The 26,406-nt window shown below is 72.8% G+C and carries 18 protein-coding genes; 5 read left to right on the top strand and 13 right to left on the bottom strand.

Annotation, left to right across the window (positions count from 1 at the left end; translation table 11 throughout):
* Positions 1-94 precede the first annotated feature (94 nt).
* Positions 95-2,506, top strand: a complete 2,412-nt coding sequence (treY, locus tag V6D49_RS03005; RefSeq protein WP_340556832.1) for a malto-oligosyltrehalose synthase — start codon at positions 95-97, stop codon at positions 2,504-2,506.
* A gap of 48 nt (positions 2,507-2,554) precedes the next feature.
* Here treY and V6D49_RS03000 read toward each other — a convergent pair whose 3' ends face one another.
* Positions 2,555-3,100 carry a DUF1707 and FHA domain-containing protein gene (locus V6D49_RS03000; RefSeq protein WP_340556830.1) on the bottom strand — a complete coding sequence of 182 codons (546 nt, stop codon included), beginning with the start codon at positions 3,098-3,100 and terminating at the stop codon, positions 2,555-2,557.
* A gap of 117 nt (positions 3,101-3,217) precedes the next feature.
* Between V6D49_RS03000 and treZ the strand changes: the two genes are divergently transcribed.
* A complete protein-coding gene (gene treZ / locus V6D49_RS02995) occupies positions 3,218-5,005 on the top strand; it encodes a malto-oligosyltrehalose trehalohydrolase (RefSeq protein ID WP_340556828.1) in 1,788 nt (595 codons plus the stop codon).
* A gap of 38 nt (positions 5,006-5,043) precedes the next feature.
* Here the strand turns inward: treZ and glgX are convergent, their stop codons facing one another.
* Positions 5,044-7,158 (bottom strand): glycogen debranching protein GlgX, encoded by a 2,115-nt coding sequence (gene glgX / locus V6D49_RS02990; RefSeq protein ID WP_340556826.1) that lies wholly within the window; start codon positions 7,156-7,158, stop codon positions 5,044-5,046.
* A gap of 259 nt (positions 7,159-7,417) precedes the next feature.
* On the opposite strand from glgX, the gene V6D49_RS02985 reads away from it, so the two are divergent.
* A complete protein-coding gene (locus V6D49_RS02985; RefSeq protein WP_340556824.1) occupies positions 7,418-8,662 on the top strand; it encodes an SAV2148 family HEPN domain-containing protein in 1,245 nt (414 codons plus the stop codon).
* 230 nt (positions 8,663-8,892) lie between these two features.
* On the opposite strand, the gene V6D49_RS02980 is transcribed toward V6D49_RS02985, so the two are convergent.
* Entirely contained in the window at positions 8,893-9,831 is a 939-nt protein-coding gene (locus tag V6D49_RS02980; RefSeq protein WP_445330612.1) for a CDP-alcohol phosphatidyltransferase family protein, read from the bottom strand.
* A 357-nt stretch (positions 9,832-10,188) separates the two neighbouring features.
* Here V6D49_RS02980 and V6D49_RS02975 point away from each other — a divergent pair, with 357 nt between their 5' ends.
* On the top strand, positions 10,189-14,553 hold the full coding sequence (locus V6D49_RS02975; RefSeq protein WP_340556822.1) for a bifunctional glycosyltransferase/CDP-glycerol:glycerophosphate glycerophosphotransferase: 4,365 nt from the start codon (positions 10,189-10,191) through the stop codon (positions 14,551-14,553).
* A gap of 200 nt (positions 14,554-14,753) precedes the next feature.
* Positions 14,754-16,982 carry a bifunctional glycosyltransferase/CDP-glycerol:glycerophosphate glycerophosphotransferase gene (locus tag V6D49_RS02970; protein WP_340556820.1) on the top strand — a complete coding sequence of 743 codons (2,229 nt, stop codon included), beginning with the start codon at positions 14,754-14,756 and terminating at the stop codon, positions 16,980-16,982.
* Between the two features lie 43 nt (positions 16,983-17,025).
* Here the strand turns inward: V6D49_RS02970 and V6D49_RS02965 are convergent, their stop codons facing one another.
* The 10 genes from V6D49_RS02965 to V6D49_RS02920 all read right to left on the bottom strand — a co-directional run bounded on the left by V6D49_RS02965 (position 17,026) and on the right by V6D49_RS02920 (position 26,307).
* Positions 17,026-18,006 (bottom strand): NAD-dependent epimerase/dehydratase family protein, encoded by a 981-nt coding sequence (locus tag V6D49_RS02965; RefSeq protein ID WP_340556818.1) that lies wholly within the window; start codon positions 18,004-18,006, stop codon positions 17,026-17,028.
* A 147-nt stretch (positions 18,007-18,153) separates the two neighbouring features.
* Positions 18,154-18,912 (bottom strand): sirohydrochlorin chelatase, encoded by a 759-nt coding sequence (locus tag V6D49_RS02960; RefSeq protein WP_340556816.1) that lies wholly within the window; start codon positions 18,910-18,912, stop codon positions 18,154-18,156.
* 15 nt (positions 18,913-18,927) lie between these two features.
* The gene (locus tag V6D49_RS02955; protein WP_340556814.1) at positions 18,928-19,821 is read right to left on the bottom strand and encodes an ABC transporter permease; all 894 of its coding nucleotides are present in this window, start codon (positions 19,819-19,821) and stop codon (positions 18,928-18,930) included.
* The gene (locus tag V6D49_RS02950; RefSeq protein WP_340556812.1) at positions 19,808-20,620 is read right to left on the bottom strand and encodes an ABC transporter ATP-binding protein; all 813 of its coding nucleotides are present in this window, start codon (positions 20,618-20,620) and stop codon (positions 19,808-19,810) included. Before V6D49_RS02950 ends, V6D49_RS02955 begins: the two co-directional genes overlap by 14 nt.
* 217 nt (positions 20,621-20,837) lie before the next feature.
* Positions 20,838-22,205, bottom strand: a complete 1,368-nt coding sequence (locus V6D49_RS02945; RefSeq protein ID WP_340556810.1) for a sulfate adenylyltransferase subunit 1 — start codon at positions 22,203-22,205, stop codon at positions 20,838-20,840.
* A complete protein-coding gene (gene cysD, locus V6D49_RS02940) occupies positions 22,205-23,140 on the bottom strand; it encodes a sulfate adenylyltransferase subunit CysD (protein ID WP_340556808.1) in 936 nt (311 codons plus the stop codon). Before cysD ends, V6D49_RS02945 begins: the two co-directional genes overlap by 1 nt.
* On the bottom strand, positions 23,137-23,724 hold the full coding sequence (gene cysC, locus V6D49_RS02935) for an adenylyl-sulfate kinase (RefSeq protein WP_340556805.1): 588 nt from the start codon (positions 23,722-23,724) through the stop codon (positions 23,137-23,139). Before cysC ends, cysD begins: the two co-directional genes overlap by 4 nt.
* A complete protein-coding gene (locus V6D49_RS02930) occupies positions 23,724-24,416 on the bottom strand; it encodes a phosphoadenylyl-sulfate reductase (protein WP_340556804.1) in 693 nt (230 codons plus the stop codon). Before V6D49_RS02930 ends, cysC begins: the two co-directional genes overlap by 1 nt.
* Positions 24,413-24,616, bottom strand: a complete 204-nt coding sequence (locus V6D49_RS02925) for a hypothetical protein (RefSeq protein WP_340556802.1) — start codon at positions 24,614-24,616, stop codon at positions 24,413-24,415. The genes V6D49_RS02930 and V6D49_RS02925 overlap by 4 nt, the downstream gene beginning before the upstream one ends.
* The gene (locus V6D49_RS02920; RefSeq protein ID WP_340556800.1) at positions 24,613-26,307 is read right to left on the bottom strand and encodes a nitrite/sulfite reductase; all 1,695 of its coding nucleotides are present in this window, start codon (positions 26,305-26,307) and stop codon (positions 24,613-24,615) included. Before V6D49_RS02920 ends, V6D49_RS02925 begins: the two co-directional genes overlap by 4 nt.
* Positions 26,308-26,406: the final 99 nt, after the last annotated feature.

Below are 26,406 nucleotides of genomic sequence, written 5' to 3'. Positions count from 1 at the left end.
CCCGGCGCCGTCCCGTGAGGTCGCGCCGGGGCGGCTGCCCCGGCCGGTACCCGTCGTCTTGACGGCCCGTGCGCCCCGGCAAAGAATTCGAGGCGTGACCGAGCATCCAGCGCGTTCCGTCGCCGCCGTGCCCACCGCGACGTACCGCGTGCAGCTCCAGCCGGACCACCCCTTCGCCGCCGCCGCGCGCGACGTTCCGGCGATCGCCGCCCTCGGCGTCTCCCACCTGCACCTCTCGCCGGTGCTGGAGTCGGTGCCGGGCTCCACCCACGGCTACGACGTCACCGACCACACGCGCGTGCGGGCGGAGCTGGGCGGGGAGGCCGGGCTGCGGGCCCTGTCCCGGACCGCGCGGGAGCACGGGCTCGGCCTGGTCGTGGACATCGTGCCCAACCACATGTCCGTCCCGGCGCCCGTCAGCCTCAACGGGCCGCTGTGGTCCGTGCTGGCGGACGGACCGGCGTCCCCGTACGCGCACTGGTTCGACATCGACTGGGAGGCCGGCGACGGCCGGGTGCTCCTGCCCGTGCTGGGCGGTCGGCTGAACGAGGAGCTGGGCGCCCTGCGGGTGGCGGACGGCGTGCTGACGTACGCCGAGCACCGCTTCCCCGTGCGCCCCGGCACCGAGACGCTGCCGCTGCCGGAGCTGCTCGACGCCCAGCACTACCGGCTCGGCTGGTGGCGACTGGCCCGCACCGACCTCAACTACCGGCGCTTCTTCTCCGTCTCGGAGCTCATCGGCGTCCGGGTGGAGGACCCGGAGGTCTTCGAGGCGACCCACGAGCGGATCCTGGCCCTGCTGGAGGAGGGCGTCGTCGACGGGCTGCGCGTCGACCACCCCGACGGGCTGGCCGACCCCGGCGGGTACCTGCGGCGGCTGCACCGGCGCACGGGCGGGGCCTGGACCGTCGTGGAGAAGATCCTCGGGCCCGACGAACACCTTCCGCGGGGCTGGCCGGTCGCGGGGACGACCGGCTACGACGCCCTGCGCCGCCTCGACGCCGTCTTCGTGGACCCCGAGGGCGCCGCCCGGCTGACCGACCTGTACCGGGAGGTCACCCGGGTGGCCGACGACGCGGGCGGCGACTGGGCGGCCACCGTGCACCGGGCCGCCCGGGAGGTGATCGGCCACGAGCTGGACGCCGAGGTGCGGCGGCTCGTGCGGGCCACCCACCGGGCCCTGGCCCGGGCGGACGGACAGCGCCGTGGCGACCACGCCGACTGGGCGCTCACCCGGGCGCTGCGTGAACTCCTCGTCCGGTTGCCCGTCTACCGGCTCTACCGGCCGCCGGACGACGACCCCGACCTGACCGGCGCGTTCCTGACCGACCTCGTCGCCGACGCGCGGGCGGCCTTCCCCGTCCCGGAGGAGGCCGACACCGTCGACCTCGTCAGCCGGCTCGTGCTCGGCGACCGGGAGCTGTTCGCCCGGTTCGCGCAGGTCTCCGGCGCGCTGCGGGCGAAGTCCGTGGAGGACACGGCGTTCTACCGCTACCTTCCGCTGCTCTCCGCCGCCGAGGTGGGCGGCGATCCCGGCCGACCGGCCCTGCCCCCGGACGACTTCCACGCCTACTGCGCCCGGCTGCAGCGGGACTGGCCGGCCACCGGCACGGTCTTGTCCACGCACGACACCAAACGCAGCGCCGACGTGCGCGCGGTCCTCGCCGCCCTCAGCGAGGACCCGGCCGGGTGGGGCGCCCTGCTGCGGCGGGTCATGGAGGCCACCGCCCGCAGCGGCGGCGTCGGCCTGGACCCGCACACGGCCTGGCTCGTCTGGCAGACGGCGCACGGGCTCGGCGTCCCGGACCGGGCGCGGCTGGCCGGGGCGCTGCTCAAGGCCGTCCGGGAGGCGGGGCTGCACACCACCTGGACCGAACCGGACGCCGCCTACGAGGAGCGGGTCGAGCGGTACCTCGACGCGGGCCCCTGCGGAGCCGGCCGCGCGCCGCTGGCCGCGTACGCGGAGGCGGCCCGGCCGCAGGTGCGGGCCAACGTCCTCGGCATGGCGCTGGCGCACCTCACCATGCCCGGCGTCCCGGACCTCTACCAGGGCACGGAACGCGTCTACCGGACCCTCGTCGACCCGGACAACCGCCGCCCGGTCGCCTTCGACGCACCCGAGCGGACACCGGGGGAGGCACCGGGGGAGGCACCGGCGGAGGAGAAGGAGCGGCTCACCCGGGCCGCGCTGCGGCTGCGCCGGGAGCACCCGCGGTGGTTCGGCGCCGAGGCGGGCTACACCCCGCTCGCCGCCGAGGGCCCGGCCGCGGAGCACTGCCTGGCGTTCGGCCGGGGGCCGGGTGGGGAGAGCCCCGCCGTCGTCACCGTCGTCTCCCGGCTGACCCGCCGTCTCGCCGACGCGGGCGGCTGGCGCGGCACCGCCCTGCCGCTGCCGCCGGGGCGGTGGCGGAACCTGCTCGCACCCGACGCCCGGCCCGTCGACGGCCGCGCGGAGCTCGGTGCGCTGCTGGCCGACCTCCCCGTGGCGCTGCTGCTCCGGCAGTGACGACGGGGTCGTGCCCGGCCCGGGCGGCTCAGGACTGCTCAGGACGGCTCAGGGCGCGGTCAGCCGGAAGCCGACCTGGCCGAAACGGACCCGGTCGCCCGGGTGCACGGCCACCGCACCGGTGACGCGGCGGCCGTTGACCCAGGTGCCGTTGAAGGAACCGAGGTCCCGCAGCGTCCACCCGGCACCGGTGTGCCGCAGCTGCGCGTGCGTCCGGGAGACGGTGTGGTCGCCGAGGCGCAGCACCGAGCCGGGCGCCCGGCCGATCGACAGCGGGTAGGGGCCGGGGCCGGGCAGTAGGAGTTCGGGCAGCCGTTCGTCGAGCCAGGCGCGGCGCACCCGCCCCGGGAAGCCCGACACGGCGCCCAGCGCCCGCTCCAGCGCCCCCGGCCGCCGCTGACGTGCCCCCAGGTCGTGCAGGACGGCGTGGAGTTCGCCCGGGTGCCGGGCGTGCAGCACCAGCTCCATCCGGCGTTCGAACGTGCGGTGGGAGACGCGTCCGTCGGCCGCGCTCTCCCGCAGGACGCCGAGCGCGTGGTCCCGCTCCGCGTCGGTCAGGCGCGGTGGCTGCGCGGCGAACTCGTACGTCGTCATAGCGGTTGATTGTCCGACGGGCGCCCGGCGGCTGTCCAGGCGCGGCCGGGGACCGTGGACGAACGGTGACGGGGTGTCCCGTGGCGCGGGAGCCGCCGTGCCCCGACGATGGTGTCCATGCTGTTCGAGGTATGGGCACCTGACGCCGCACGGGTCCGGCTCCGCACCGGGGCAACCGTCCCCGATCCCGCCGGTCCCGCCGATCCCGCCGACTCCGGGGCGGAGGAGCACGGCGGGGCCGACCGGTCGATGGAGCCGGACCCCGCCCGGCCCGGCTGGTGGCGGGCCTCGGCCCCGGCGGGTCCGGGCACCCGCTACGGCTTCGTCCTCGACGACGGCCCGGTCCGTCCCGACCCCCGCTCCCGCCGCCAGCCCGACGGCCCGGAGGGCCTGAGCGCCGTCGTCAGCGGCGACGAGGGCGGCCCGCGCGCCCCCTGGCCGGGCCGGGGCCTGGCGGGTGCGGTGCTGTACGAGCTGCACCTCGGCACGTTCACCCGCGCGGGGACGTTCGACGCCGCCGCCGGGCACCTGGCCCACCTGGCCGACCTGGGGGTGACGCACGTCCAGCTCATGCCGCTCAGTCCGTTCCCCGGCCGGCACGGCTGGGGCTACGACGGCGTGGCGCCCTGGGCCGTGCACGAGCCGTACGGCGGGCCCGCCGGACTGCGCCGGTTCGTGGCCGCCGCCCACGCCCACGGGCTGGGCGTCGTGCTCGACGTCGTCCACAACCACCTCGGCCCGTCCGGCAACCACCTGCCCGCCTTCGGCCCGTACTTCACCGACCGTCACCACACCCCGTGGGGCGCGGCCGTCAACCTCGACGCGCCCGGTTCCGACGAGGTCCGGGACTACTTCATCGGCAGCGCGCTCGCCTTCCTGCGCGAGCACGACCTGGACGGTCTGCGGCTCGACGCCGTCCACGCCCTCGCCGACACCCGCGCCGAGCACTTCCTGGCCCAGCTCTCGGCCGCCGTGGACACCCTCGCCGCCGAGCTCGGACGCCCGCTGTTCCTCATCGCCGAGTCCGACCGGAACGACCCGGCCACCACCGCCCCGCTTGAGCGCGGCGGGCTCGGGCTGCACGCCCAGTGGAACGACGACTTCCACCACGCCCTCCACACCGCCCTCACCGGCGAGGCGCAGGGCTACTACGCCGACTTCGCCAGCGACCCCCTGGCCGCCCTGGCGAAGACTCTGACCGGTGGCTTCTTCCACGACGGCACCTACTCCGGCTTCCGGGGCCGAGGACACGGCCGTCCCCTGGACGCGGCCACACCCGCCCACCGGCTCGTCGGCTACGCCCAGACCCACGACCAGATCGGCAACCGGGCACTCGGCGACCGGCTCGCCGCCGGGCTCAGCCCCGAGCGCGCCGCCTGCGCCGCCGCGCTCGTCCTGTGCGGCCCCTTCACCCCCATGCTCTTCATGGGGGAGGAGTGGGGCGCCCGCACCCCGTGGCAGTACTTCACGGATCATCCGGACCCGGAGCTGGCCGCAGCGGTCCGCACCGGGCGGCGTCGCGAGTTCGCCGCACACGGCTGGGCCGAGGAGGACGTCCCCGACCCGCAGGACCCGGCCACCCGGGAACGCTCCTGCCTGGACTGGGAGGAGTCCCGGCGCCCGGACCACACCTGGCTGCTGGAGTGGCACCGCCGGCTGATCGCCGTCCGCCGCGAGCATCTCGACCCGGCACTGCGGCTGGGGGACGTGACGGTGCGGACGGGGACGACGGCCGAGGGGGCGCGCTGGCTGACGGTGCGGCACAGCACCCTGCTCGTCGCCGTCAACCTCGGCGACGCCCCGGCCGAGGTCCCCGAACTCGCCGAGGGGGAACGGCTGGCGACGACCCACCGCTGCGTGGGGACGCGGCTGCCCGCGCACGCGGCGGCGGTCCTGAAGGTCTGACGACGGGACGTCCGGCCCCGAGCGTGCCGCACACCGGCTCAGGCCGGCCGCTGCAGCACCACGAGGCTCCGGTCGCTGACCGTGACCACGTCGCCGCCCGGGACGTTCGGCCCCACCCACGGCGGGTGGCCCTCCTCCCGCGCCGTGTCCACGATCGTGCGCCATTCCTTGCCGTGGTCGGCCGGCACGGTGAAGTCCAGCTTCTCGTCGTGCGCGTTGAACATGAGGATGAACGAGTCGTCGTGGATCGGCTCGCCGCGCGGCCCGGGCTCGGAGATGGCGTGGCCGTTGAGGAAGACGGTCAGCGCCCGCGCGTGCGCCTCCTGCCAGTCCTGCAGCGTCATCTCCTCGCCCTCGGGGGTGAACCAGGCGATGTCGGAGAGCTCGTCGTGCGTGCCCTCGACCGGACGGCCGTGGAAGAAGCGCCGGCGCCGGAAGACGGGGTGGTCCCGCCGCAGCCACACCATCGCCCGGACGAACTCGCACATCGGGTGCTCCTCGCCGGGCGCGGGCCAGTGCACCCAGGCCAGTTCGCTGTCCTGGCAGTACGCGTTGTTGTTCCCGCGCTGGGTGCGCGCGAACTCGTCACCGTGACTGAGCATGGGCACGCCCTGCGACAGCATGAGCGTCGCGGCGAAGTTGCGCATCTGCCGACGGCGCAGCGCCAGCACGCCGGGCTCCCGCGTGTCGCCCTCCGCACCGCAGTTCCACGACCGGTTGTGGCTCTCGCCGTCCCGGTTGTTCTCGCCGTTGGCGTCGTTGTGCTTCTCGTTGTAGGACACCAGGTCGTGCAGGGTGAACCCGTCGTGGCAGGTGACGAAGTTGATCGACGCCAGCGGGCGCCGCCCGTCGTCCTGGTAGAGGTCCGAGGAGCCGGTCAGCCGGGAGCCGAACTCCGCGAGCGTGCGCGGCTCACCGCGCCACAGGTCCCGCACGGTGTCCCGGTACATGCCGTTCCACTCGGTCCACAGCGGCGGGAAGTTGCCGACCTGGTAGCCGCCCTCGCCGACGTCCCAGGGCTCGGCGATGAGCTTGACCTGGCTCACCACCGGGTCCTGCTGCACCAGGTCGAAGAAGGACGACAGCCGGTCCACCTCGTGGAACTGCCGGGCCAGGGTGGCCGCGAGGTCGAAGCGGAACCCGTCGACGTGCATCTCGGTGACCCAGTACCGCAGCGAGTCCATGATGAGCTGGAGCACGTGCGGGCTGCGCATCAGCAGGGAGTTGCCGGTCCCGGTGGTGTCCATGTAGTAGCGCGGGTCGTCCGCGAGCCGGTAGTACGAGGCGTTGTCCAGGCCCCGGAAGGACAGCGTCGGGCCCAGGTGGTTCCCCTCGGCGGTGTGGTTGTAGACGACGTCGAGGATGACCTCGATCCCGGCCGTGTGCAGAGCCCGCACCATCTGCTTGAACTCCAGCACCTGCTGGCCCCGGTCGCCCCAGGAGGCGTAGGTGTTGTGGGGCGCGAAGAAGCCGATGGTGTTGTAGCCCCAGTAGTTCGCGAGCCCCGCGTCTGCGAGCCGGTGGTCGGTCACGAACTGGTGCACCGGCATCAGCTCCAGCGCCGTGACGCCCAGCCGCGTGAGGTGCTCGATGATCGCCGGATGGCCCAGCGCCGCGTACGTGCCGCGGAGCTCCTCGGGGAGGTCGGGGTGGAGCATGGTGAGGCCCTTGACGTGCGCCTCGTAGATCACCGTGCGGTGGTACTCCGTGCGCGGCAGCCGGTCGTCACCCCAGTCGAAGTACGGGTTCACCACGACGGACGCCATCGTGTGCGGCGCCGAGTCCAGGTCGTTGCGCCGCTCGGGCTGGCCGAAGTGGTAGCCGTACACCGCCTCGTCCCAGTCGATGCTGCCGCTCATGGCCTTGGCGTACGGGTCCAGCAGGAGCTTCGCGCTGTTGCAGCGCTGCCCGCGCTGCGGCTCGTAGGGTCCGTGCACCCGGAAGCCGTACCGCTGGCCCGGCATGACGCCCGGCAGGTACGCGTGCCGCACGAAGGCGTCCGACTCGCGCAGCTCGACGGCCGTCTCCGAGCCGTCGTCGTGCAGCAGGCACAGCTCGACGCGGTCGGCCGCCTCCGAGAAGACGGCGAAGTTGGTCCCCGCGCCGTCGTACGTGGCGCCCAGCGGATACGCCTGCCCCGGCCAGATCTGCATGGGCCCTCTTTTCCCTTGTCCGTCTGCGTCGTCCGTCGTCGGCCGGTGCGGTGGTCCGCCGCACCCTCCGTACCGACTGTTGATGCTGCCCGGCCCGGCACGTGGCGAACACCGCGTGCACGAGCTGTTACGCGAGCGACTATCTTCCCCTGGCAGGGTCAAGAGGCAAAGGAAGTTGAGGGGGACAGTGCTGCCGCGTCCCGGACGCCGCAGTAGGCTCCCCTGATCGAACCAACGGGGGCTGGAAGGCGGTGCACAGGTGAGTTCGGGAGGGCTTGAACTCCCACCGGGCGGCGACGGTTCGGGCGACGGCGCCGCCGACCCCCCCGACGCGCGATCCGGGACCGTCTCGCTGGCGCAGCCGGTCGAGATCGGACGCGGCCTGGCCTGGGACGCGGACACCTGGGCCGAGGTGCACACCCGGGCCCAGCGGGCCGGTCGCGCGTACGTCTGGCTGAACCTCGTCGAGCAGCGGCTGCGCGCCGTCGTCGGCGCCGTCCTGCGCCCCGTCTACGAGCCGGTGCACGGGGAGGAGTGGGTCGTCGCGGCCGCCGGGCCGGCCGGGCAGGAGTGGGTCCAGCGGGCGGTGGCCGTCCGCGAGGTGAGCCGGCGCAAGGGCTACGTGCTCGACCCGGCCGACGACAACCTGCTCTCCTTCCTCACCCTTCCCCAGCTGCGGGAGCTGATGGTCCAGCACTGGCCCTGCTACGAGCCCTACTTCGAGGAACGGCGCGGGCTGGAGCTGGCCCTGGACGAGCTGGAGGTCGCGCGCAGCGCCGTGTCCCGCAACCGGGCGCTGTCCCCGGCCGTGCTGGCCCAGGCCGAGCGCACCTCGCAGCGGCTGCTGGCGATGCTGGGCATCGGCGGTGGGCCGTACGGGGGACGCCTGCCGGTGGACGCCGTGGAGGACCTGGTGGGTGACCGCTTCGCCGACGTCGTCGGGGTGCACGCCGACCGCGTCCGGCTCCAGCGCAGCCTCCCGGCCGAGGACCTCTTCGGCGGGGCCCGCCGCATCGACGCCGTCGGCATCGGGCTGAACCTGCTGGTGCAGAACTACTCGGGGCGCCGACTGGCCCGGCTGGCCGACACCGGCTGCCGCATCCGGCTGCTCTTCCTCAACCCGGCCAGCAGCGCCGTCCGCCGCCGGGAGCGGGAGCTCGGCCTCAAGCGCGGGGAGCTCAGCCGGGCCGTTGAGACGAACATCCTGCACATGCGCCGGGTGCGTGCCAAGGTGCGGGACGCGAACGCGTTCCGGATCCACGTCTCCGACGAGACGCCGCGCTTCACCGCCTACCTGGTCGACGGGGACGGCCCCGACGGCCTGGCCGTCGTCCAGCCCTACCTGCGCCGGGCCCGGGGCATGGAGTCCCCCGTCCTCGTCCTGCGCGGCGGCGGCCGCACCCTCCTGCAGGACCGGCCCCCGGGCTCCCTGGACGACGGCCTGTTCCCGACCTACCGAGAGGAGTTCGAGTCCGTCTGGACCGACGCCCGCCCGGTGTCCTGAACCCCTCGTGCGACGGGTGGGGCCGTCGTCCCGGCGTTCGCGGAAGCGGTGGTGTGGACGAGGGCCGGCCGCACCGCACGTGGGGAGCACAGGGATCCGGCCGTTCGGCGGGGGAGTCGCATGTCCCGGTGTCGAACGGCCGGATTCCGGTTCGTGTTCACCTCGGCCGGTGAGCCGTCAGACCTTTCCGCTCCGAAACAGGAGGGGCCCGGCGTGGGGCGAGGGGTTGGTCACCGAGCGACGGAAGCGCTGTCGGCCGGCTGCGCCGTGGTGATGTCCTCGGGGCCGTAGGAGGCCATCACGCGTTCGAACTCCCGGGTGGCGAGGAGCAGTCGGTACACGAGAGCGAGTTCGAACAGCAGCAGCAGAACCCCCGCACCGATGGTGACGCCCACGATGGCCCCGGTCAGCGGGCCGATGATGAAGACGGCCATCTGGAACTCGATACCGCTGATCAAATGGGTGCGAATCCGGTGGTTGACCAAGAAGTCCCGGAACCGTACGTACCCGGGGAATCGGGTGAAGAACAACCGAGGAGTGGAGATCCGGGGTACGGCGGTCTCGGACGCCGGCGCCGCGGCGTCGACCTCCGGTTCCGTGCGGCGTTGTTCGGTGGAGCTGTTCGAGGGCTCTTCCTCTCGGGCGAGCGCTGCCTCGTCAGCCCGGAGCAGGAGCTTCCTCCGCATCCCCTGGCGCACCTTGCGGATCTCGAGTGCGTCCAGATACCGGAGCATGTCGAGGAAGACGACCGTCAGGGCCAGCCAGATGTAGGCGGTCTCCCCCGTGCTGCGGAACTGTCCGCCCATCAGGGCTATGGCGCACACCAGGACCCTGATGCGGTCGAAGATGTAGTCGAGCCATGCACCGAACTCCGACCCCCGCCCGGTGAGGCGGGCGAGTTTGCCGTCCATGCAGTCGAGAATGAAGCTGCAGTGATAAATGAGCGCGCCGACCGCGAGCCACCGCCATTCGCCCTGCACGAAGCACGCCGCTGCGATGAGTCCGAGGATCAAGGATCCCCAGGTGATCTGGTTCGGTGATATGCGCGTCCATTTGGCGGTCCAACGCACCAGTGGGGTGGCGACCGGATCGACGAGAAGGACGGTCCACCACGCGTCCCGCTGTTTTTCCGTACGACGGCGCACTTCAGCGAGCGGAGGTATATCCATTCCCGACGGAACCCTTTCGGTGTGGTCCCCGGCGTCCGCCGAGGAGGTCTGGCTGCGGTGCCCGGGGTGGCTGTGGCCAGGAGGACGCCACTGGAGGCAGGCGCCGTGTCTACACAGCGTCAGCAGCACGTAGGATTGTACCCAGCTTGTCCCTCGACCGACGGACAGGTGAACAAGGTGGGAACGACGCCGAGTCGACTCAATCACTGACCCGTGGTCCGAGTCACACCGGAGCACGTGATTCCTCTTCTGTGGCCGCTCATTGTCGGCTTGGCGGGGCGTCACGGAGGGCGGGAAAGGCGCGCTTGCGCGCACGGGTAACGGACCCCCAAGGAAACGATTGCGTAACGGAGGACGATGTCAGTGAACGCAGACGCGGCGCCGGTCATCTCTGTCGTGGTACCCGCCTACAACGCGGCGGGGACCCTGGGCAGGGCGCTGGATTCTCTGGCCGTTCAGACCTATGCGGGGCTGGAGGTCATCGTCGTCGACGACGCGTCGACCGACGCCACGCTCGCGGTGGCCCGCACGTACCAGGAGCGTCTTCCCGGCCTCCGTGTGATCGCGCGGACGACGAACAGCGGCGGCGTGGGTGGGCCGCGCAACGACGGGCTCCGCGCGGCGACCGGGGACTACGTCATGTTCCTCGACGCCGACGACGAGTTGACGGCCAAGGCCTGCGAGGTCCTGCTCGACACCGCGCGCGGTACGGGTGCCGACATCTCCGCCGGGCGAACGCAGCGCGTCAACCTCGCCAGGGGGACCACGCAGAACTGGCAGGCCGACCTGTACGGCGCGGACCGCTCGGTGGGGCGGGCCCGCGAGTGGCCGGAGCTGATCAACGACCCCATCGCCGCGGCCAAGCTCTTCCGTCGTTCCTTCCTCACTGAGAACGACATCTTCTTTCCGGAAGGCATTTTCTACGAGGACACGCTCTTCTCCGCCAAGGCCTACGCGCTGGCGGCCGGGATTTCCGTCCGCTCGGAAGCCGTCTATCGGTGGTACTGGGAGGACGCGCCTGAGGGGGCCGGCTCGATCACCAACCGGCGTCAGGAAATCCGTAGCATCGCGGACCGGATCGCCGCGCACCGCCTGGCTGACTCCTTTCTGGCGGACCAAGGCGCCCGAGAGCTCAGAACGCAGAAGGATGTCAAGTTCCTGACGCACGATGTGCGCCTGTACATGAAGGAACTGCGCACCGGGGACTCGGATTTCCGTGAGCGGTTTCTCACCATGGTTTCGAGCTATCTTGCCGGAATCACGGACGAAGCCTATGACCTCTGTGGTCCGCTGGATCGCGTGCGCGCGTTCTATCTGCGTCACGGACTCGCTGCCGCCGCCCTGACCGTCTCTGATTTCGAGCAGCGTCGCAGTGTCATCTCCACGGACATCGTCCAGCGTGACGAGCGGGTCTATTGGTCCGGGCAACATCTCTCGCTACCCGATGCCGAACGCTTTCTGGACGTCACGGAACTGGGTCTGCAGCACGAGGCGTTTCGCTCGGCCAAGCTGTTCAACGAGATGACGGAGCTGGAGGTCTCCGGAGGTGAGCTGCGCTTCTCCGGTCGGATCCCGAACCAGTTCCGCCGCTTCACCAAGGAAAACCTCCCCGACCTCGACCTCGTGATTCGGGCGAAGGATTCCGGTGCCGGGACGGAGATCGGTCTTCAGGACGTACGGCTGGCCGGAGACCACGTCACCTACACCGGTTCCGTGGCGCTCACGGCAGTGCTCGGTCGTCTGGCCGGTCAGGGGACGGTGCATGTCCTCGTGCGGGTCACCTGGGAACGCAAGCGTCACATGACGGCTCTCTGCGTGCGTGGCCGGGAGCTCACGGCACTGGGTGGGCCCTTGGAGGGGCTCGAGCTGGAGGCCTACGAGACCGCCAGCGGCAACCTGGCCTTCCGGCCGGCCGAGACGGGGGTTCTTGAGAGCGCCGGTGAGGCGGCTCCTGACCCCGGCCAGTGGCACTGGTACGAGGAACTGCCGCTGCCGGCACCCCGAACCCCGGTGGAACCGGTGCTCGCCTCCGTGGTGGTCGACGCCACGGAGACCGCCGAGCGGCTGGACCACGCACTCCACTCACTCCTGTGTCAACCCGAGTTCCCGCGACTCGACGTACTGGTCGTCATGGACCCCGACGCGCCGAGGCCGAAGAGGGTCGAGGAGATCACCGCGGCCCACGACCAGATCACGCTGATCGAGGGGGGCACTGCGGCGACCGGAGTGGCGACCCGCGTCCGAGGGCCCTACGTCACGTTCATGGACGGTTCCGGGATTCTTGCCGAGAACGCCGTGGGCCGACTGCTCGACGCGGCGGCGCGGACCCGCTCCGATGTCGTGATCGGCCGTGGACGGGACGCGGTCGTGCTGCGGGGGGCGGACCGTCTGCACGGAACGTGTTTCGGCTCGGGGGACCGGGAGTTCCCCGGCATCGCCGGTGCCCCGAACCTGGTCTTCTCCGAGTCCCCCGCCGGAAAGCTGTTCCGCACGGACCTGCTCATGCGAGAAGAGTGGTTTCCGCACGGTGCGCGCCCGTTCGACCGGCTCCGGTGGGTCCTGAGGACACTCCTGCGCGCGGGGCGCACGGTCCTCGTCGACGACTTCGTCCACGGTGTGCCGGATTCGGCGCGGTCCTCCCTCCCTGTGGCCGACCGGCTGTCCCTGACGCGGGAGGTGCTACGACTCGGCCTCACCCTGCAGGATGAATACGCGCGGGCTGAGCCCGCTGAGGCGCGGTTGGTGCAGCGCTACGTCGCGGGCAGCTTCGATGAGTACCTCTCCAGCCTGCCGAAGATGCTCACCGCCGAGAAGCTCGCGGAGCTGTTCCCCGAGGTGCGGGAGCTGTACCGGTCGATACCCGAGGACGTGATTCTGGACGTCGCCGCCCCTCGTGGAACACGCCTGCTCCATCACGCGGTCAAGTCCGGGAACGTCGATCTGTTCTGCAAGGTGTCGGATCCTGCGCCGTACCTCCCCGAGCTGTTGGTGTCGGGCGACGTCCTGCACCGCACGGTGCGAGGTGACCGCGAGGCGTCCACGGTGCTCCGAGTCGGAGCCCGCGCGGCGAAGGCCGAGTCGCTGCGCGTGGTGGACGGAAGCATCCGGGTCGAGGGATTCTTGGCACTCGGCGGAGTGGACCTGAGTGAACCGCTCACCAACACCGTGGAGCTCGTGTTCCACACCGACCGGGGTGCCGAGCACGCGGTTCCGGTGCGACAGGTGTACCGGCGGGACCGGTGGCACGTCAGGCAGCAGCGGGACCTGTACGCGGGCTGGCGAGCTGATCTCGCCGCCCAGGACCTCGCAGCCCTGCACGGCGGAACCCACAGCCTCTCCGTCCGTATCCACGGGGGCGGGTACGTGGACGTCCCGGTCACGGCCCGCCCGGCTCTGCACAGGTTCAAGGGCGTCCTGCGAGCATGGGGCCACCGGTGCGAGACCCGGGTGAGCGGCGACGGCACCGTGGGGCTGCGCGTCGCCCGGTCCCGGTCGGCCCTGAGGGTCGCACACGCCGCCCGCAGGGCGGGGCGGGAAGCCGCCGCGATCGTCGGCCGCAAGCCGGGCTGGCGGCTTCGGGCCCTTCACTGGCTGGCTCGCCCGGTGCTGTCCCGCCGTGACATCTGGCTCGTGGGCGAGCGCCACGACACCGCCCAGGACAACGGCTACCACTTCTTTCGCTGGGTGCGTGAGAACCGTCCCCGGCGGAACGTCTACTACGTGATCGATTCCGCCGCCGCCGACCACGCCAAGGTGCGGCCTTTCGGCAAGGTGATCGCTCGTGGGTCGTTGAAGCACCGTCTCTACCTGCTCAGCGCGACCCGTCTCGTCTCCCCCTACGACGCGGAGGCCTATCTCGCACCGCCGGGGCGCAGCAAGCTCGGATACCTGCGGGACTTCGGCGACCTCCTGGGCTACCGCAGGGTCTTCCTGCAGCACGGTGTGACCTACAACGACGTGTCGCAGTCCGCGCACCGTCAGTCCACCAGCGTCGACCTGTTCGTGACGGTCTCCGAGGACGAGGCGGAGTACATCCGCCAGGAGATGGGGTACCGGCCACAGGAGGTGCGGACCCTGGGGTTCCCCCGCTTCGACACGCTGCAGTCCGAGGAGTCGGTGCCGACGGTTCTGCTCATGCCCACCTGGCGGCGTGACATCGTGATCCCCTCGTACCGCCGCAGCCTCCGGCCGAAGATCCAGTTCACGGCCTCGCAGTACTACCGCTTCTACAGCCGGCTCCTGGCGGACGAGCGCCTGCGCGCGGCCCTGCAGCGCTCAGGGGTGCGGTTGGAGTTCTTCCCGCACTACGAGATCCGACCCTATCTGCGCCATTTCGAGGTCGATCATCCCTCCATCACGGTGGCCGATCAGGCGGAGCGTGGCGTCCAGGAAGCCATGAGGCAGTGCTCCCTGCTGGTGACCGACTACTCCTCCGTCTTCTTCGACGTGGCCTACATGAACAAGCCGCTGGTCTACGTTCCTTTCGACGAGGACGAGTTCTATGGACGGCACTACCGGCGCGGATACTTCGATCTGTCGCGGGACGGGTTCGGTCCCGTCTGCAGAACCGTCGACGCGGCGGTGGACGAGATCATCGCGGCCATCGACCGGGAATTCAGTGTCGAGTCCCCGTACGAGGAGCGGATCGACGCGTTCTTCGGCAGACGTGACACGAACAACTCGGCACGGGTCTTCTCAGCGATCGACGAACTCGATCGGTAGGGCGGGTGCCGTGCCCTGCTCCCGCGCACGGCACACCCCTCGCCCGGCGTCGGCTCCGCGGGGCCGACGCCGGGCGCGCACGGGGCGGGGGGACGCGCGGCCCGGGGTCCGTCGTGCGTACGTACTACTCTCGGGGGTGCTGGGGAGCCTTCGATCCGCGTGCACGTTCCCCGTCCGAGTCCCACGGAATGGTGTGAAGGATGCCTCGACTGACGCTCGTCGTTCCTGCGTACAACGTCCAGAGCTACCTCAGAGAGTGCCTGGACTCCGTGCTGGGGCAGGACTTCGGAGACTTCGAGGTCGTCGCGGTCGACGACTGCTCGCCGGACCGGTCGGGGGCGCTGCTCGACGAGTACGCCCGGCGGGACGAGCGGGTCCGGGTGCTGCACCTCGAGCGGAACGTCGGCCTCGGCCGGGCGCGCAACGCGGGGCTGGCCGAGGCCACGGGCGACTACGTCCTGTTCCTCGACAGTGACGACACGCTCACGCCCGGAGCCCTGAGGGCGATCGCGGAGCGGCTCGACGCCACCGGCGACCCGGAGATCCTCGTCTACGACTACGCCCGCGCCTACTGGAACGGAATTGAGCGGCGCAATCTCCTGCGGGCCTACCTCGCGCAGGAGGGGCCGGACGTCTTCTCCCTCCGGGAGCGGCCGCAGCTTCTCGATCTCCTGCAGATCGTCTGGAACAAGGCCTACCGCCGCGACTTCATCGAGAAGCACGGTTTCGAGTTTCCCTCCGGCTATTACGAGGACGCCCCCTGGACGTTCTGCTCGCTCATATCCGCGCAGCGCATAGCCGTGCTCGACCGGGTGTGCCTGCGATACCGCCAGCGCCGCGCGGGCGGCAACATCCTGCGCACGGTCAGCCGCAGGCACTTCGACGTCTTCGACCAGTACGACCGGGTCTTCGCCCACCTCGACGCGCACCCCGAGCTCGAGCGGTGGCGCCCCGAGATGTTCCGCAAGATGGCCGACCACTACCTCACGGTGCTGGACAAGCCGGACCGGCTGCCGCCGGACGCGCGGGCCGAGTTCTACCGGCGGGCCGCCGCCGACTACCGCAGGCGCCTCCCGGCCGGGTTCGTCCGGCCGCCGGGTATGCAGGGGCGCAAGTACGCCTTTCTCGCCCTGGGCTCCTACTCCGCGCTGGCGGGTGTCAAAGCCGCCAACAAGGTGCGCCGGACGGTGCGCAGCCAGGGCAGACGCCAGGCCGGCCGGGCCAGGGACGCCGCCATGCGGCTCTTCTACCAGGCGCAGCTGCGCCTGCCGCTGGAGCAGAACCTGGCGCTCTTCTCCGCCTACTGGAGCCGTGGTTACGCGTGCAACCCGGCGGCGATCGACGCGGTCGTCGCCCGGCTCGCGCCGCACATCCGCCGGGTGTGGGTGGTGAAGGACCCGGCGGCGCCGGTGCCGCCGGGCGTGGAGGTCGTCCGACCGGGCTCGAAGGAGTACTGGGCGGCGATGGCGCGGGCCCGCTACACCGTCAACAACGTGAACTTCGCCGACGAGATGGTCAAGCGCGACGGATCGGTCCACCTCCAGACGCACCACGGCACGCCGCTCAAGACGATGGGCCTGGACCAGCAGCGGTACCCCGCCTCGACGCGCATGGACTTCGCCGACCTGCTGCGGCGCTGCGACCGCTGGGACTACAGCCTGTCCGCCAACCGCTTCTCGACGGAGATCTGGGAGCGGGTCTACCCGTGCGGGTACACCTCGCTGGAGACCGGCTACCCCCGCAACGACGCGCTGGTCAACGCGACGGCGGCGGACGTCCGCGCGGCCCGGGAGGCACTCGGCGTCGCCGACGGCCGCAAGGTGTTCCTCTACGCGCCGACGCACCGCGAGCACCACGCCGAGTTCACGCCGCGCCTGGACGTCGCCGCCCTCGCCGAGGAGCTGGGCCCGGACGTCACCCTCCTGGTGCGCGGGCACTACTTCTACGCGCCCTCGCCGGAACTGGCCCGGCTGACGGCCGGCGGCCGGGTGCGCGACGTCTCCACGCACCCCCGGATCGAGGAGCTGTACCTGGCGGCGGACGCCCTCATCACCGACTACTCCTCGGCCATGTTCGACTACGCCAACCTCGATCGTCCCCTGGTGGTCTTCGCGGACGACTGGCAGATCTACCGGGAGGTGCGCGGCACCTACTTCGACCTGCTGCGGGAGCCCCCCGGCGCCGTCGCCACCTCCCAGGAGGAGCTGACCGGCCTGCTGCTCTCCGGCGCCTGGGACACCGAGGAGACCACTGCGCTGCGGGCCGCCTTCCGGGAGCGGTTCTGCGAGTTCGACGACGGCCGCGCCGCCGAGCGGGTGGTGCGCCGGGTCTTCCTCGGCGAGGGCCCCGACGCCGTGCCCGTGATCCCGCTCCGGGAACGCCGCGCGGTGCCGTCGCCGCCGGAGGCGCTGGCCGCCGGGCGCGGCTGACGCGCCGGGGCCGGACGCGCGCCGCCGCGCGCCCGGCCGGGGATCACGCCTCCTCGCGCGCCCGCAGCGCGGCGGCCTCCTTGTCCGCCGACAGGCCCGTCGTCGCCCGGGGGTGGGGGCGGGCCGCACCGAGCGCCGCCCAGGTGTCCGCGACGGTCGCGGCGAGCGGACGGCAGCGCAGTCCGGCGGCCCGGGCCCGACCGGCGTCGGCGCGGTGCAGGGCGTCGTGCAGCTCGCCCGGCGGCGTCCACACCGGAAGTTCCGACCACGGCTCGATCCCGGCCGCCTCGACCGTCCCGGGGTCCGTCCAGCACAGGTCGGCGTCCGCGCCGGTGACCTCGACGCAGGCGTCCAGCAGCTCGCCCATGGTCGCCGCGCCGGAGCGGCCGACCGTGTCGTAGGGGCCCGAGAGGCCCGCCACGGCGCCGTCCAGGGCGAACGCCGCCAGGTCGCGGGCGTCGACGTACTGCAGGGGCAGCTCACGGGGGCCCGGCGCCAGCACCGGTCCGCCCCGGGCGACGCGGCGCAGCCACCACGGCAGCCGTCCGACGTCCTCGTGCGGGCCGAGGATCAGCCCCGCCCGCAGGAGGAGGGCCCGGTCCCCGAAGGCGGCCAGGGCCGCGAGCTCCCCGCCGCGCTTGTTGGCACCGTAGTCGCCGTCCTCGGCGTCCGGGGAGCCGGTCACCAGCGGGGCCGCCTCGTCCGCACCGGCCGGGACGGGCCAGCGGTAGACGGACCGGCTGGAGACGTAGACGTAGCGGCCGGCGGAGGCCGACAGCAGCGTGGCGGCGTCCCGGACGGCGCGCGGCGCGGCCGTCCAGGTGTCCACGACGACGTCCCACGCGCCGTCGGCGAGGGCGGCCAGGCCGTCGGGGGTGGTGCGGTCGCCGAGGAGGGAGCGGGTGCCGGGCGGCGCGGGCGAACCGCCCCGGTTCAGGAGCGTCACGTCCCAGCCGCGCGCCACCCCCTCCTCCGCCACGGCGCGTCCCACGAAGTGGGTGCCACCCAGGATCAGAAGTCTCATGGCGTCACTCTGCTCCCACCGGCACCGGGTGGGAACGGCGGATCACCGACAGCGGAATCCGCTCCCGGCGAAGCCCGGCCGCCGTCAACCGCCGGCCGCCGTCAACTCCCGGCCGCGCTCGGGCTCCCGGCCGACGCGGTCCGCGCTCTACGCGGCCGCCGGCTCGGCGCGGCGGAGGCACGCCTGCCGGAAGCGGGTGAGCAGCAGCCGCGCCAGCTCCGGGGCGTCGCCGAGGACGGGAGCCAGGACGTCGGCCCCCGCCTCGGCCGCACCGGCGGCGATGCGGTCGGGCAGGAAGCCGGGGGCGACGACGTAGGGGGCGACCGCCACCCGGCGGACGCCGTCGGCGCGCAGGGCGCGGACGGCGTCCGCCGTGCGGGGCGGTGATGCGGAGGCGAACGCAGGCCGCACGGCGCACCAACCGCTGGTACGCCGCCACTCCCGCGCGGTTTCTGCGATCACTGCGATCGCCTCCGGGTCCGAGGAGCCCGCGGCCGCCAGCACGATCCCGGTGGACCCGGCGTCGGCGGGGTCCACCCCCGCCTGCCGGAGGCGGCGTTCCAGCGCGGCCGTGAGCAGGGGGTGCGGGCCGAGGACGTCGGCCTGGGTGACGCGGAGCCGGGGCAGCCGGGCTCGCGTCTCGCGCAGCACGGCGGGGATGTCGCTCTTGGCGTGGAAGGCCCGGGTCAGCAGCAGCGGCAGGGCGACGACGTCCCGCACGCCCTCGGCGTCGAGGCGGCGCAGCGCCCGGGGCACCGAGGGGGCGTTGAAGTCGAGGTGCCCGGCCTCGACGCGGAGGTCGGGGCGCAGCGCGCGGACCCGGTGGCACAGCGCGGCGACGGTCGCGGCGTGCCGCGGGTCGCGGCTGCCGTGGGCGACGACCAGCAGGGCGGGCCGGTGTGACATGGGAGGTCCGTTCCGTCAGCGGCCGGTGAGGCCGCGGTTGTGCAGGACGCGCCGTTCGAGCGGGGAGAACAGCAGCGACTCGACGCTGACGCCGACGGCGAGGATGAGCGCCACGGCCGCCAGGACCGCACTCATGGACGCCGCCTCGTTCCCCTCGGCCAGCATCCGTCCGATGCCGGGGAGCGGCGTCGCCGTGATCAGCTCGGCCGTCATGAGCGCGCGCCAGCCGAACGTCCAGCCCTGCCGCAGCGCGGCGATGAGGCCGGGCAGCGCGGCGGGCAGCAGGATGTGCAGGGCACCGCTCGGGCCGCGCGCCCCCATGGACCGTCCGGCGCGCAGCAGCAGCGGGGGCACCTGGTCGATCCCGGCGGCCACGCCGACGGCGATGGACGGGACGGCACCGAGCAGCACGACGGCGTACACCGCGCCCTCCGAGGGGCCGAGCCCGATGACGGCGACCGGCACCAGGGCCGCCGCCGGCAGCGACTGGAGGGCCGCCAGCACGGGCCCGAGCACCGTGCGCAGCGCCGCGATCCGGGTGAGCAGCACGCCGAGCGGGACGCCGATGACGGCGGAGGCCGCGAAGCCGACGAGGCAGCGCAGCACGCTGTGCCCGAGCGAGGGGAGCAGGGTGCCGTCCGCCAGGGCGTCGCCCAGCTCCCCGGCGACGGCCGCCGGGGAGGGCAGCCGCTCCGACCAGCCGAACACGTGCGCGAGCTGCCACAGGGCCAGCACCGCCACGACGGCGAGCAGCGGCGGCGCGGTCTTGGCCAGGACCCGGCGGGAGGCCTCGGCGGCGGGCTGGCTCTCCAGGGCGTCGAGCCCGGAGGCCATCTCCACCGCGTCGTCCGCCTCCGGGCCCCGGCCGCGCCCGGAGGCGGGGGTGCCCACGGCGTCAGTGACGGGCATGGCGCACGATCTCCTGGTGCAGGTGGCCGGTGATCTCCCGGGCGAGCGAGGTGACGCCGGAGTCCTCGATGCGCCGGGGGTGGGGCAGGTCGACGTCCCACTCGCGGGCGACGCGTCCGGGGCGGGAGGACAGCAGGACGACGCGCTGGCCCAGCCGGACGGCCTCCCGCACGTTGTGCGTGACGAACAGGACCGTGAGCCTCCGCTCCTGCCACACCCGGCTCAGCTCGTCGTGCAGCAGGTCGCGGGTGATGGCGTCCAGCGCGGCGAACGGCTCGTCCATGAGCAGCACCTCGCTGCCCTGCGCGAGCGAGCGGGCCAGCGCGACACGCTGCCGCATGCCGCCGGAGAGCTGGTGCACCCGCTTGCCGTACGCGTCCGGGAGCCGCACCAGGTCCAGCAGCTCGGCGGCCTGCTCCCGCCGCCGCGCCTTGGGCACCCCGGCCAGCTTCAGGGCCAGTTCGACGTTGCGGCCCGCGCTCAGCCACGGGAACAGCGCGTGGTCCTGGAACATCAGCGCGGGACGCCCGAAGGGCACCTGGGCGGTGCCGGACGTGGGCTGGTCCAGCCCGGCGACCAGGTTCAGCAGGGTCGACTTGCCGCACCCGGAGGCACCGAGCAGGCACACGAACTCGCCCGGCGCGGCCTGGAGCTGGATGTCGTCGAGCACGAGCTGCTGCGCGCCCCGGCGGCCGAACGCCTTCGAGACGTGGTCCAGCCGTACCGCGTAGGGGGCGGGGGAGCCCGCCGGGGGAGCCGTGGCGGGGGCCGTGGCCGGGGTGGCGAGGTGCGTGGGCACGTGGGGTGTCCTCTCGTCTTCGCCACCCGGGCGGGCGGCGCTACGGCAGGTGAGATCGGACGTACGGAGGTGGTGCGGGCGGGGCGGGCGTCACCGGCGGCATCGCCCCATGCCGCCCTGGCCGCTGCCTAGGGGGCCGCTGCCGACGCGGACACCGCGCCGGTCGAACGTCGCGTACGCGGCCCATCCCGCCGGGCCGCCCGGGACACCGTTCATGTCAGAAGTCCCAGCCCTCGTCGTCGGCTGCGGCCCGGCCGCCGTCGGCGGCGTCCGCGGCGGCCTCGGCGAAGGCGTCACCGGCCATGCCGGCGGTCAGCGTCGAGCCGTCGGCGGGGTCGATCAGCAGGAACGATCCGGTGCGCCGGGAGTCGGCGTAGGGGTCGACGGCCAGCGGTTCGGCGGTGCGCAGGACGACCCGGCCGATGTCGTTGGCGGTCAGCTCCCCGGGCTCCGGGTGCTGGGAGAGGTCGTCCAGCGTGAGGCGTGAGGGGATCTGCTTGACGATGGCCTTGACCGTGCGGGTCGTGTGCTTGAGCAGCACGCGCCGGCCCACGGTGAGCGGGCTGTCGTGCAGGTGGCACACGGTGGCGGTGAGGTCCTGGCTCGGGCTGACGCTCGCCTCCGCCGGGGCGATGAGGTCGCCCCGGGAGATGTCGAGGTCGTCGGTGAGCCGCAGCGTCACCGACTGGGGTGCCCAGGCGACGTCCACGGCCGCGCCGAGCGCGTCGATGCCCTCGATCGTCGACGTCCGGCCCGAGGGCAGGACGGTGACGGGCTGGCCCACGCGCAGCACGCCGGAGGCGATCTGCCCCGCGTAGCCCCGGTAGTCCGGCAGCTCCGGCGTCTGCGGCCGGATGACGTACTGGACGGGGAAGCGGGCCACGTCGTCGGAGGGGTCGTGGGCGACGGGGACCGTCTCCAGGTGCTCCAGCACGGTCGGCCCGGCGTACCAGTCCATGTGCGCCGAGGGGGTCACCACGTTGTCGCCGACCAGCGCCGAGATGGGCACGGCGGTGATCTCCGGGACGCCGAGGGAGGCCGCGTAGCGGGTGAACTCCTCGGCGATGGCGGCGAAGACGGACTCCTCGTAGCCGACGAGGTCCATCTTGTTCACCGCCAGCACCACGTGCGGGACGCGCAGCAACGCGGCCACGGCGGCGTGCCGCCGGGTCTGCTCGACGACGCCGTTGCGCGCGTCGACCAGCACGACCGCCAGCTCCGCCGTCGAGGCGCCCGTGACCATGTTCCGCGTGTACTGCACGTGCCCGGGGGTGTCGGCCAGGATGAACCGGCGCCGGGGCGTGGCGAAGTAGCGGTAGGCGACGTCGATCGTGATGCCCTGCTCGCGCTCGGCGCGCAGGCCGTCCGTCAGCAGCGCCAGGTCGGGCGCCTCCTGACCCCGGCTGCGGGAGGCCAGCTCGACGGCCTCCAGCTGGTCGGCCAGCACCGACTTGGAGTCGTGCAGGAGCCGTCCGACCAGGGTGGACTTGCCGTCGTCCACGCTCCCGGCGGTGGCGAAGCGCAGCAGCGAGGTGGCGGAGGTTCCCTCGACGTCGCCGGGCGGCGTCGTGCTCGGCTGGCTCATCAGAAGTACCCCTCGCGCTTGCGGTCTTCCATCGCGGCCTCGGACAGCTTGTCGTCGGCCCGGGTCGCGCCCCGTTCGGTCAGCCGGGAGGCGGCGATCTCGGCGATGACCTTCTCGATCGTGTCGGCGTCGGAGTCGACGGCGCCGGTGCAGGACATGTCGCCGACCGTGCGGTAGCGCACCTGCCGACGCTCCACGGCCTCGCCCTCCCGGGGCCCGCCCCACTCGCCCGGAGCCAGCCACATGCCGCTGCGGGCGAAGACCTCGCGCTCGTGGGCGTAGTAGATCTGCGGGAGCTCGATCTTCTCCCGCGCGATGTACTGCCACACGTCCAGCTCGGTCCAGTTGGAGAGCGGGAAGACGCGCACGTGCTCGCCCGGCGCGTGCCGCCCGTTGTACAGCTGCCACAGCTCGGGCCGCTGGCGGCGCGGGTTCCAGCCGCCGAACTCGTCGCGCAGAGAGAAGACGCGCTCCTTGGCGCGGGCCTTCTCCTCGTCCCGGCGCCCGCCGCCGAACACGGCGTCGAACCGGTGGTCCTCGATGGCGCGCAGCAGCGGCACCGTCTGGAGCGGGTTGCGCGTGCCGTCGGGACGCTCGCGCAGCTCGCCGCGGTCGATGAACTCCTGCACGGAGGCGACGTGCAGCCGCAGTCCGTGCTCGGCGACCGTGCGATCGCGGTACTCGATGACCTCGGGGAAGTTGTGCCCGGTGTCCACGTGCAGCAGGGCGAACGGCACCGGGGCCGGCGCGAACGCCTTGAGCGCCAGGTGCAGCATCACGATGGAGTCCTTGCCGCCGGAGAAGAGGATCACCGGCCGCTCGAACTCGCCCGCGACCTCGCGGAAGATGTGCACCGCCTCGGACTCCAGCGCGTCCAGGTGGCTCAGTGCGTACGGGCTGTCGGTGGGCTCGCCGGTCGCGGTCGCCGTCGTCATGCCAGTCCCCTCTCGGTCAGCAGCGTGTGCACGGCGGCGGCCGACTCGGCGACGCTCTGCTCGTGTGCCGCGATGCGCAGGTCCGGGTCGGCCGGAGCCTCGTACGGGTCGTCCACACCGGTCAGTCCGGAGATCTCCCCGGCCGCCTGCCGGGCGTAGAGCCCCTTGACGTCGCGCTCGGAGCACACCTCGACGGGCGTGGCCACGTGCACCTCGACGTACGGCGTGCCCGCCCGCTCGTGGCGCTTGCGCACCGCCTCGCGGCTGTCCGCGTACGGCGCGATCACGGGCACGAGCACGGTGACGCCGTGCGACGCCAGCAGCTCGGCCACGAAGCCGATCCGCTGCACGTTGGTGTGGCGGTCCTCCCGGGAGAAGCCGAGCCCGGCGGAGAGGAACTCCCGGATCTCGTCGCCGTCCAGCACCTCGGTCCGCCGGCCCGCCTCGGCCAGCCGGGCGGCGAGCGCGTGGGCGATCGTCGTCTTTCCCGCGCTCGGCAGCCCGGTCAGCCAGACCGTGCCGCCCCGGCGTCCTGCCTCACTCATCCTCTGCGCTCCCTGCGCTTCCCGCGTCTCGTCACTCATCAGCCGTGCAGCCCGCACTCGGTCTTGCCGGAACCCGCCCAGCGCCCCGCACGGGCGTCCTCGCCCGGCGCCACGCGGCGGGTGCAGGGGGCGCAGCCGATGGACGGATAGCCGTCCCACAGCAGCGGGTTGGTCAGAACGCCGTGTTCGGCGACGTAGGCGTCCACGTCCTCCTGCGTCCAGCGCGCGATGGGGGAGACCTTCACCTTCTCCCGCTTCTCGTCCCAGCCCACGACGGGCGTGCCCGCCCGGGTGGGGGACTCGTCGCGGCGCAGCCCGGTCGCCCACGCGTCGTACCCGGCGAGCCCCTCCCGCAGCGGTGCGACCTTGCGCAGCGCGCAGCACCGGTCGGGGTCGCGGTCGTGGAGCTTAGGGCCGTACCGCGCGTCCTGTTCGGCCACGGTCTGCCGGGGGGTGAGGGTGATGACGTTGACGTCCATCACCGCCGCCACGGCGTCGCGCGTGCCGAGCGTCTCGGGGAAGTGGTAGCCGGTGTCCAGGAAGACGACGTCCACACCGGGGAAGACCCGGGACGCGAGGTGCGCGACCACGGCGTCCTCCATGGACGAGGTCACGCAGAAGCGCTTCCCGAAGGTCTCGGCGGCCCAGCGCAGGATGTCGGGCGCCGAGGCGTCCTCCAGCTCCCGCCCGGCCTCCTCGGCCAGCTCCCGCAGATCGGTCGCGGTTCTCATGCGGTTCCCCCTTCGTGGTCGTCGGTGCTGCCGGGCCGCCGCACGTCCCGCGCGAAGCCCCGGGAGAGCAGGCCGAGGAAGGACAGCCGGAAGGCCCGGTTGCAGGCGCCGCACTCCCAGGCGCCGTGCCCCTCCTCGGACGGCCGCAGGTCCTCGTCCCCGCAGTAGGGGCAGTAGAACGGGGCGGCCCGCTCGCTCATTTCAGTGACCCCTCGTCAGCCCGGGTCACCCACTGGGAGAACCGCTCACCCTCGGTGCGTTGTTCCTCGAACGCCCGCAGCACCCGCTCCACGTAGTCGGCGAGGCCGTCGGCCGTCACCTTCAGCCCGCGCACCTTGCGGCCGAAGCCGGGCTCCAGGCCCAGCGAGCCGCCCAGGTGCACCTGGTAGCCCTCGACCTGGTTGCCCTCGTCGTCCAGGACGAGCTGCCCCTTGAGGCCGATGTCCGCGACCTGGATGCGGGCGCAGGAGTTGGGGCAGCCGTTGATGTTGATGGTGATCGGCTCGGCGAAGCCGGGCAGCCGCCGCTCCATCTCCTCGATGAGGCTCTGGCCCCGGCCCTTGGTCTCCACGATGGCGAGCTTGCAGAACTCGATGCCGGTGCAGGCCATGGTGCCGCGCCGGAAGGGCGAGGGCCGCGTGGTGAGGTCGAGCGCGGCCAGCTCGTCGCTGAGGGCCCGCACCTGCTCCTCGGGCACGTCGAGGATGATCATCTTCTGCTCGACCGTGGTGCGCACCCGGGTGGAGCCGTGCGCCTCGGCGAGGTCGGCGATCTTGGTCAGCGTCGCGCCGTCCACCCGGCCCACGCGCGGGGCGAAGCCGACGTAGAAGCGGCCGTCCTTCTGCCGGTGCACGCCGACGTGGTCGCGCCAGCGCTCGACGGGGGCGTCCGGGGCCGGGCCGTCGGCCAGCTTGCGGCCGAGGTACTCGTCCTCCAGCACCTGACGGAACTTCTCCGGGCCCCAGTCGGCCACGAGGAACTTGATGCGGGCCCGGTTGCGCAGGCGTCGGTAACCGTAGTCCCGGAAGATGGAGACGACGCCCTCGAAGACGTCGGCGACCTCCTCCAGGGGCGTCCAGGCACCGAGCCGGACGCCGATCTTCGGGTTCGTGGACAGGCCGCCGCCGACCCACACGTCGAAGCCCGGGCCCAGCTCCGGGTGGTGCACGCCGACGAAGGCGATGTCGTTGATCTCGTGGGCCACGTCCAGCAGCGGCGAGCCGGAGATCGCGGACTTGAACTTGCGCGGGAGGTTGGAGTAGGCGGGGTTGCCCACCACGCGGCGGTGCACCTCGTCGACGGCGGGGGTGCCGTCGATGATCTCGTCGGCCGCGATGCCCGCGACGGGCGAGCCGAGGATGACGCGCGGGGTGTCGCCGCACGCCTCGGTCGTGGACAGCCCCACGCCCTCCAGGCGGCGCCAGATCTCCGGCATGTCCTCGATGCGGATCCAGTGATACTGGATGTTCTGCCGGTCGGTGATGTCGGCGGTCCCGCGCGCGAACTCCTGCGAGATCTCGCCGATGACGCGCAGTTGCCCTGTGGTCAGCCGGCCGCCGTCGATGCGGACGCGGAGCATGAAGTACTCGTCGTCCAGCTCCTCCGGCTCCAGCACGGCCGTCTTGCCGCCGTCGATGCCGGGCCTGCGCTGCGTGTAGAGGCCCCACCAGCGCATCCGGCCCCGCAGATCGGCGCCGTCGATGGACGCGAAGCCGCGGTGGGCGTAGATCGTCTCAATGCGTGTCCGCACATTGAGACCGTCATCGTCCTTCTTGGTCTGCTCGTTGGCGTTGAGGGGGGTGAAGTGTCCCTTGGCCCACTGGCCTTCGCCACGGTGGCGGCCGGTCCTGCGGCGCGTCGGGGCGGTGGCTTGCTCGGGCGTGTCGGCCATGGTGGCAGGTCCTTCGGGCTGACGGGTGGATGGCGGGAGGGGGCGGACGTGCGCGTGCGAACACGCGCGCGGCCGGGGCACACGGCGGTGCGGTCCGCG

Origin of the sequence: Streptomyces sp. GSL17-111 (assembly GCF_037911585.1) — a bacterium.
GTDB lineage: Bacteria > Actinomycetota > Actinomycetes > Streptomycetales > Streptomycetaceae > Streptomyces.
Note: the sequence above shows the minus strand (reverse complement) of the source record. Positions and strands in the feature narration are given on the sequence as shown.

Excerpts from the sequence above, each read along its gene's own strand:
- V6D49_RS03000 (WP_340556830.1), bottom strand. The coding sequence starts at position 3,100 with ATGACGACGTACGAGTTCGCCGCGCAGCCACCGCGCCTGACCGACGCG.
- treZ (WP_340556828.1), top strand. The coding sequence starts at position 3,218 with ATGCTGTTCGAGGTATGGGCACCTGACGCCGCACGGGTCCGGCTCCGC.
- glgX (WP_340556826.1), bottom strand. The coding sequence starts at position 7,158 with ATGCAGATCTGGCCGGGGCAGGCGTATCCGCTGGGCGCCACGTACGAC.
- V6D49_RS02980 (WP_445330612.1), bottom strand. The coding sequence starts at position 9,831 with ATGGATATACCTCCGCTCGCTGAAGTGCGCCGTCGTACGGAAAAACAG.
- V6D49_RS02975 (WP_340556822.1), top strand. The coding sequence starts at position 10,189 with ATGTCAGTGAACGCAGACGCGGCGCCGGTCATCTCTGTCGTGGTACCC.
- V6D49_RS02970 (WP_340556820.1), top strand. The coding sequence starts at position 14,754 with ATGCCTCGACTGACGCTCGTCGTTCCTGCGTACAACGTCCAGAGCTAC.
- V6D49_RS02965 (WP_340556818.1), bottom strand. The coding sequence starts at position 18,006 with ATGAGACTTCTGATCCTGGGTGGCACCCACTTCGTGGGACGCGCCGTG.
- V6D49_RS02960 (WP_340556816.1), bottom strand. The coding sequence starts at position 18,912 with ATGTCACACCGGCCCGCCCTGCTGGTCGTCGCCCACGGCAGCCGCGAC.
- V6D49_RS02955 (WP_340556814.1), bottom strand. The coding sequence starts at position 19,821 with ATGCCCGTCACTGACGCCGTGGGCACCCCCGCCTCCGGGCGCGGCCGG.
- V6D49_RS02945 (WP_340556810.1), bottom strand. The coding sequence starts at position 22,205 with ATGAGCCAGCCGAGCACGACGCCGCCCGGCGACGTCGAGGGAACCTCC.
- cysD (WP_340556808.1), bottom strand. The coding sequence starts at position 23,140 with ATGACGACGGCGACCGCGACCGGCGAGCCCACCGACAGCCCGTACGCA.
- cysC (WP_340556805.1), bottom strand. The coding sequence starts at position 23,724 with ATGAGTGACGAGACGCGGGAAGCGCAGGGAGCGCAGAGGATGAGTGAG.
- V6D49_RS02930 (WP_340556804.1), bottom strand. The coding sequence starts at position 24,416 with ATGAGAACCGCGACCGATCTGCGGGAGCTGGCCGAGGAGGCCGGGCGG.
- V6D49_RS02925 (WP_340556802.1), bottom strand. The coding sequence starts at position 24,616 with ATGAGCGAGCGGGCCGCCCCGTTCTACTGCCCCTACTGCGGGGACGAG.
- V6D49_RS02920 (WP_340556800.1), bottom strand. The coding sequence starts at position 26,307 with ATGGCCGACACGCCCGAGCAAGCCACCGCCCCGACGCGCCGCAGGACC.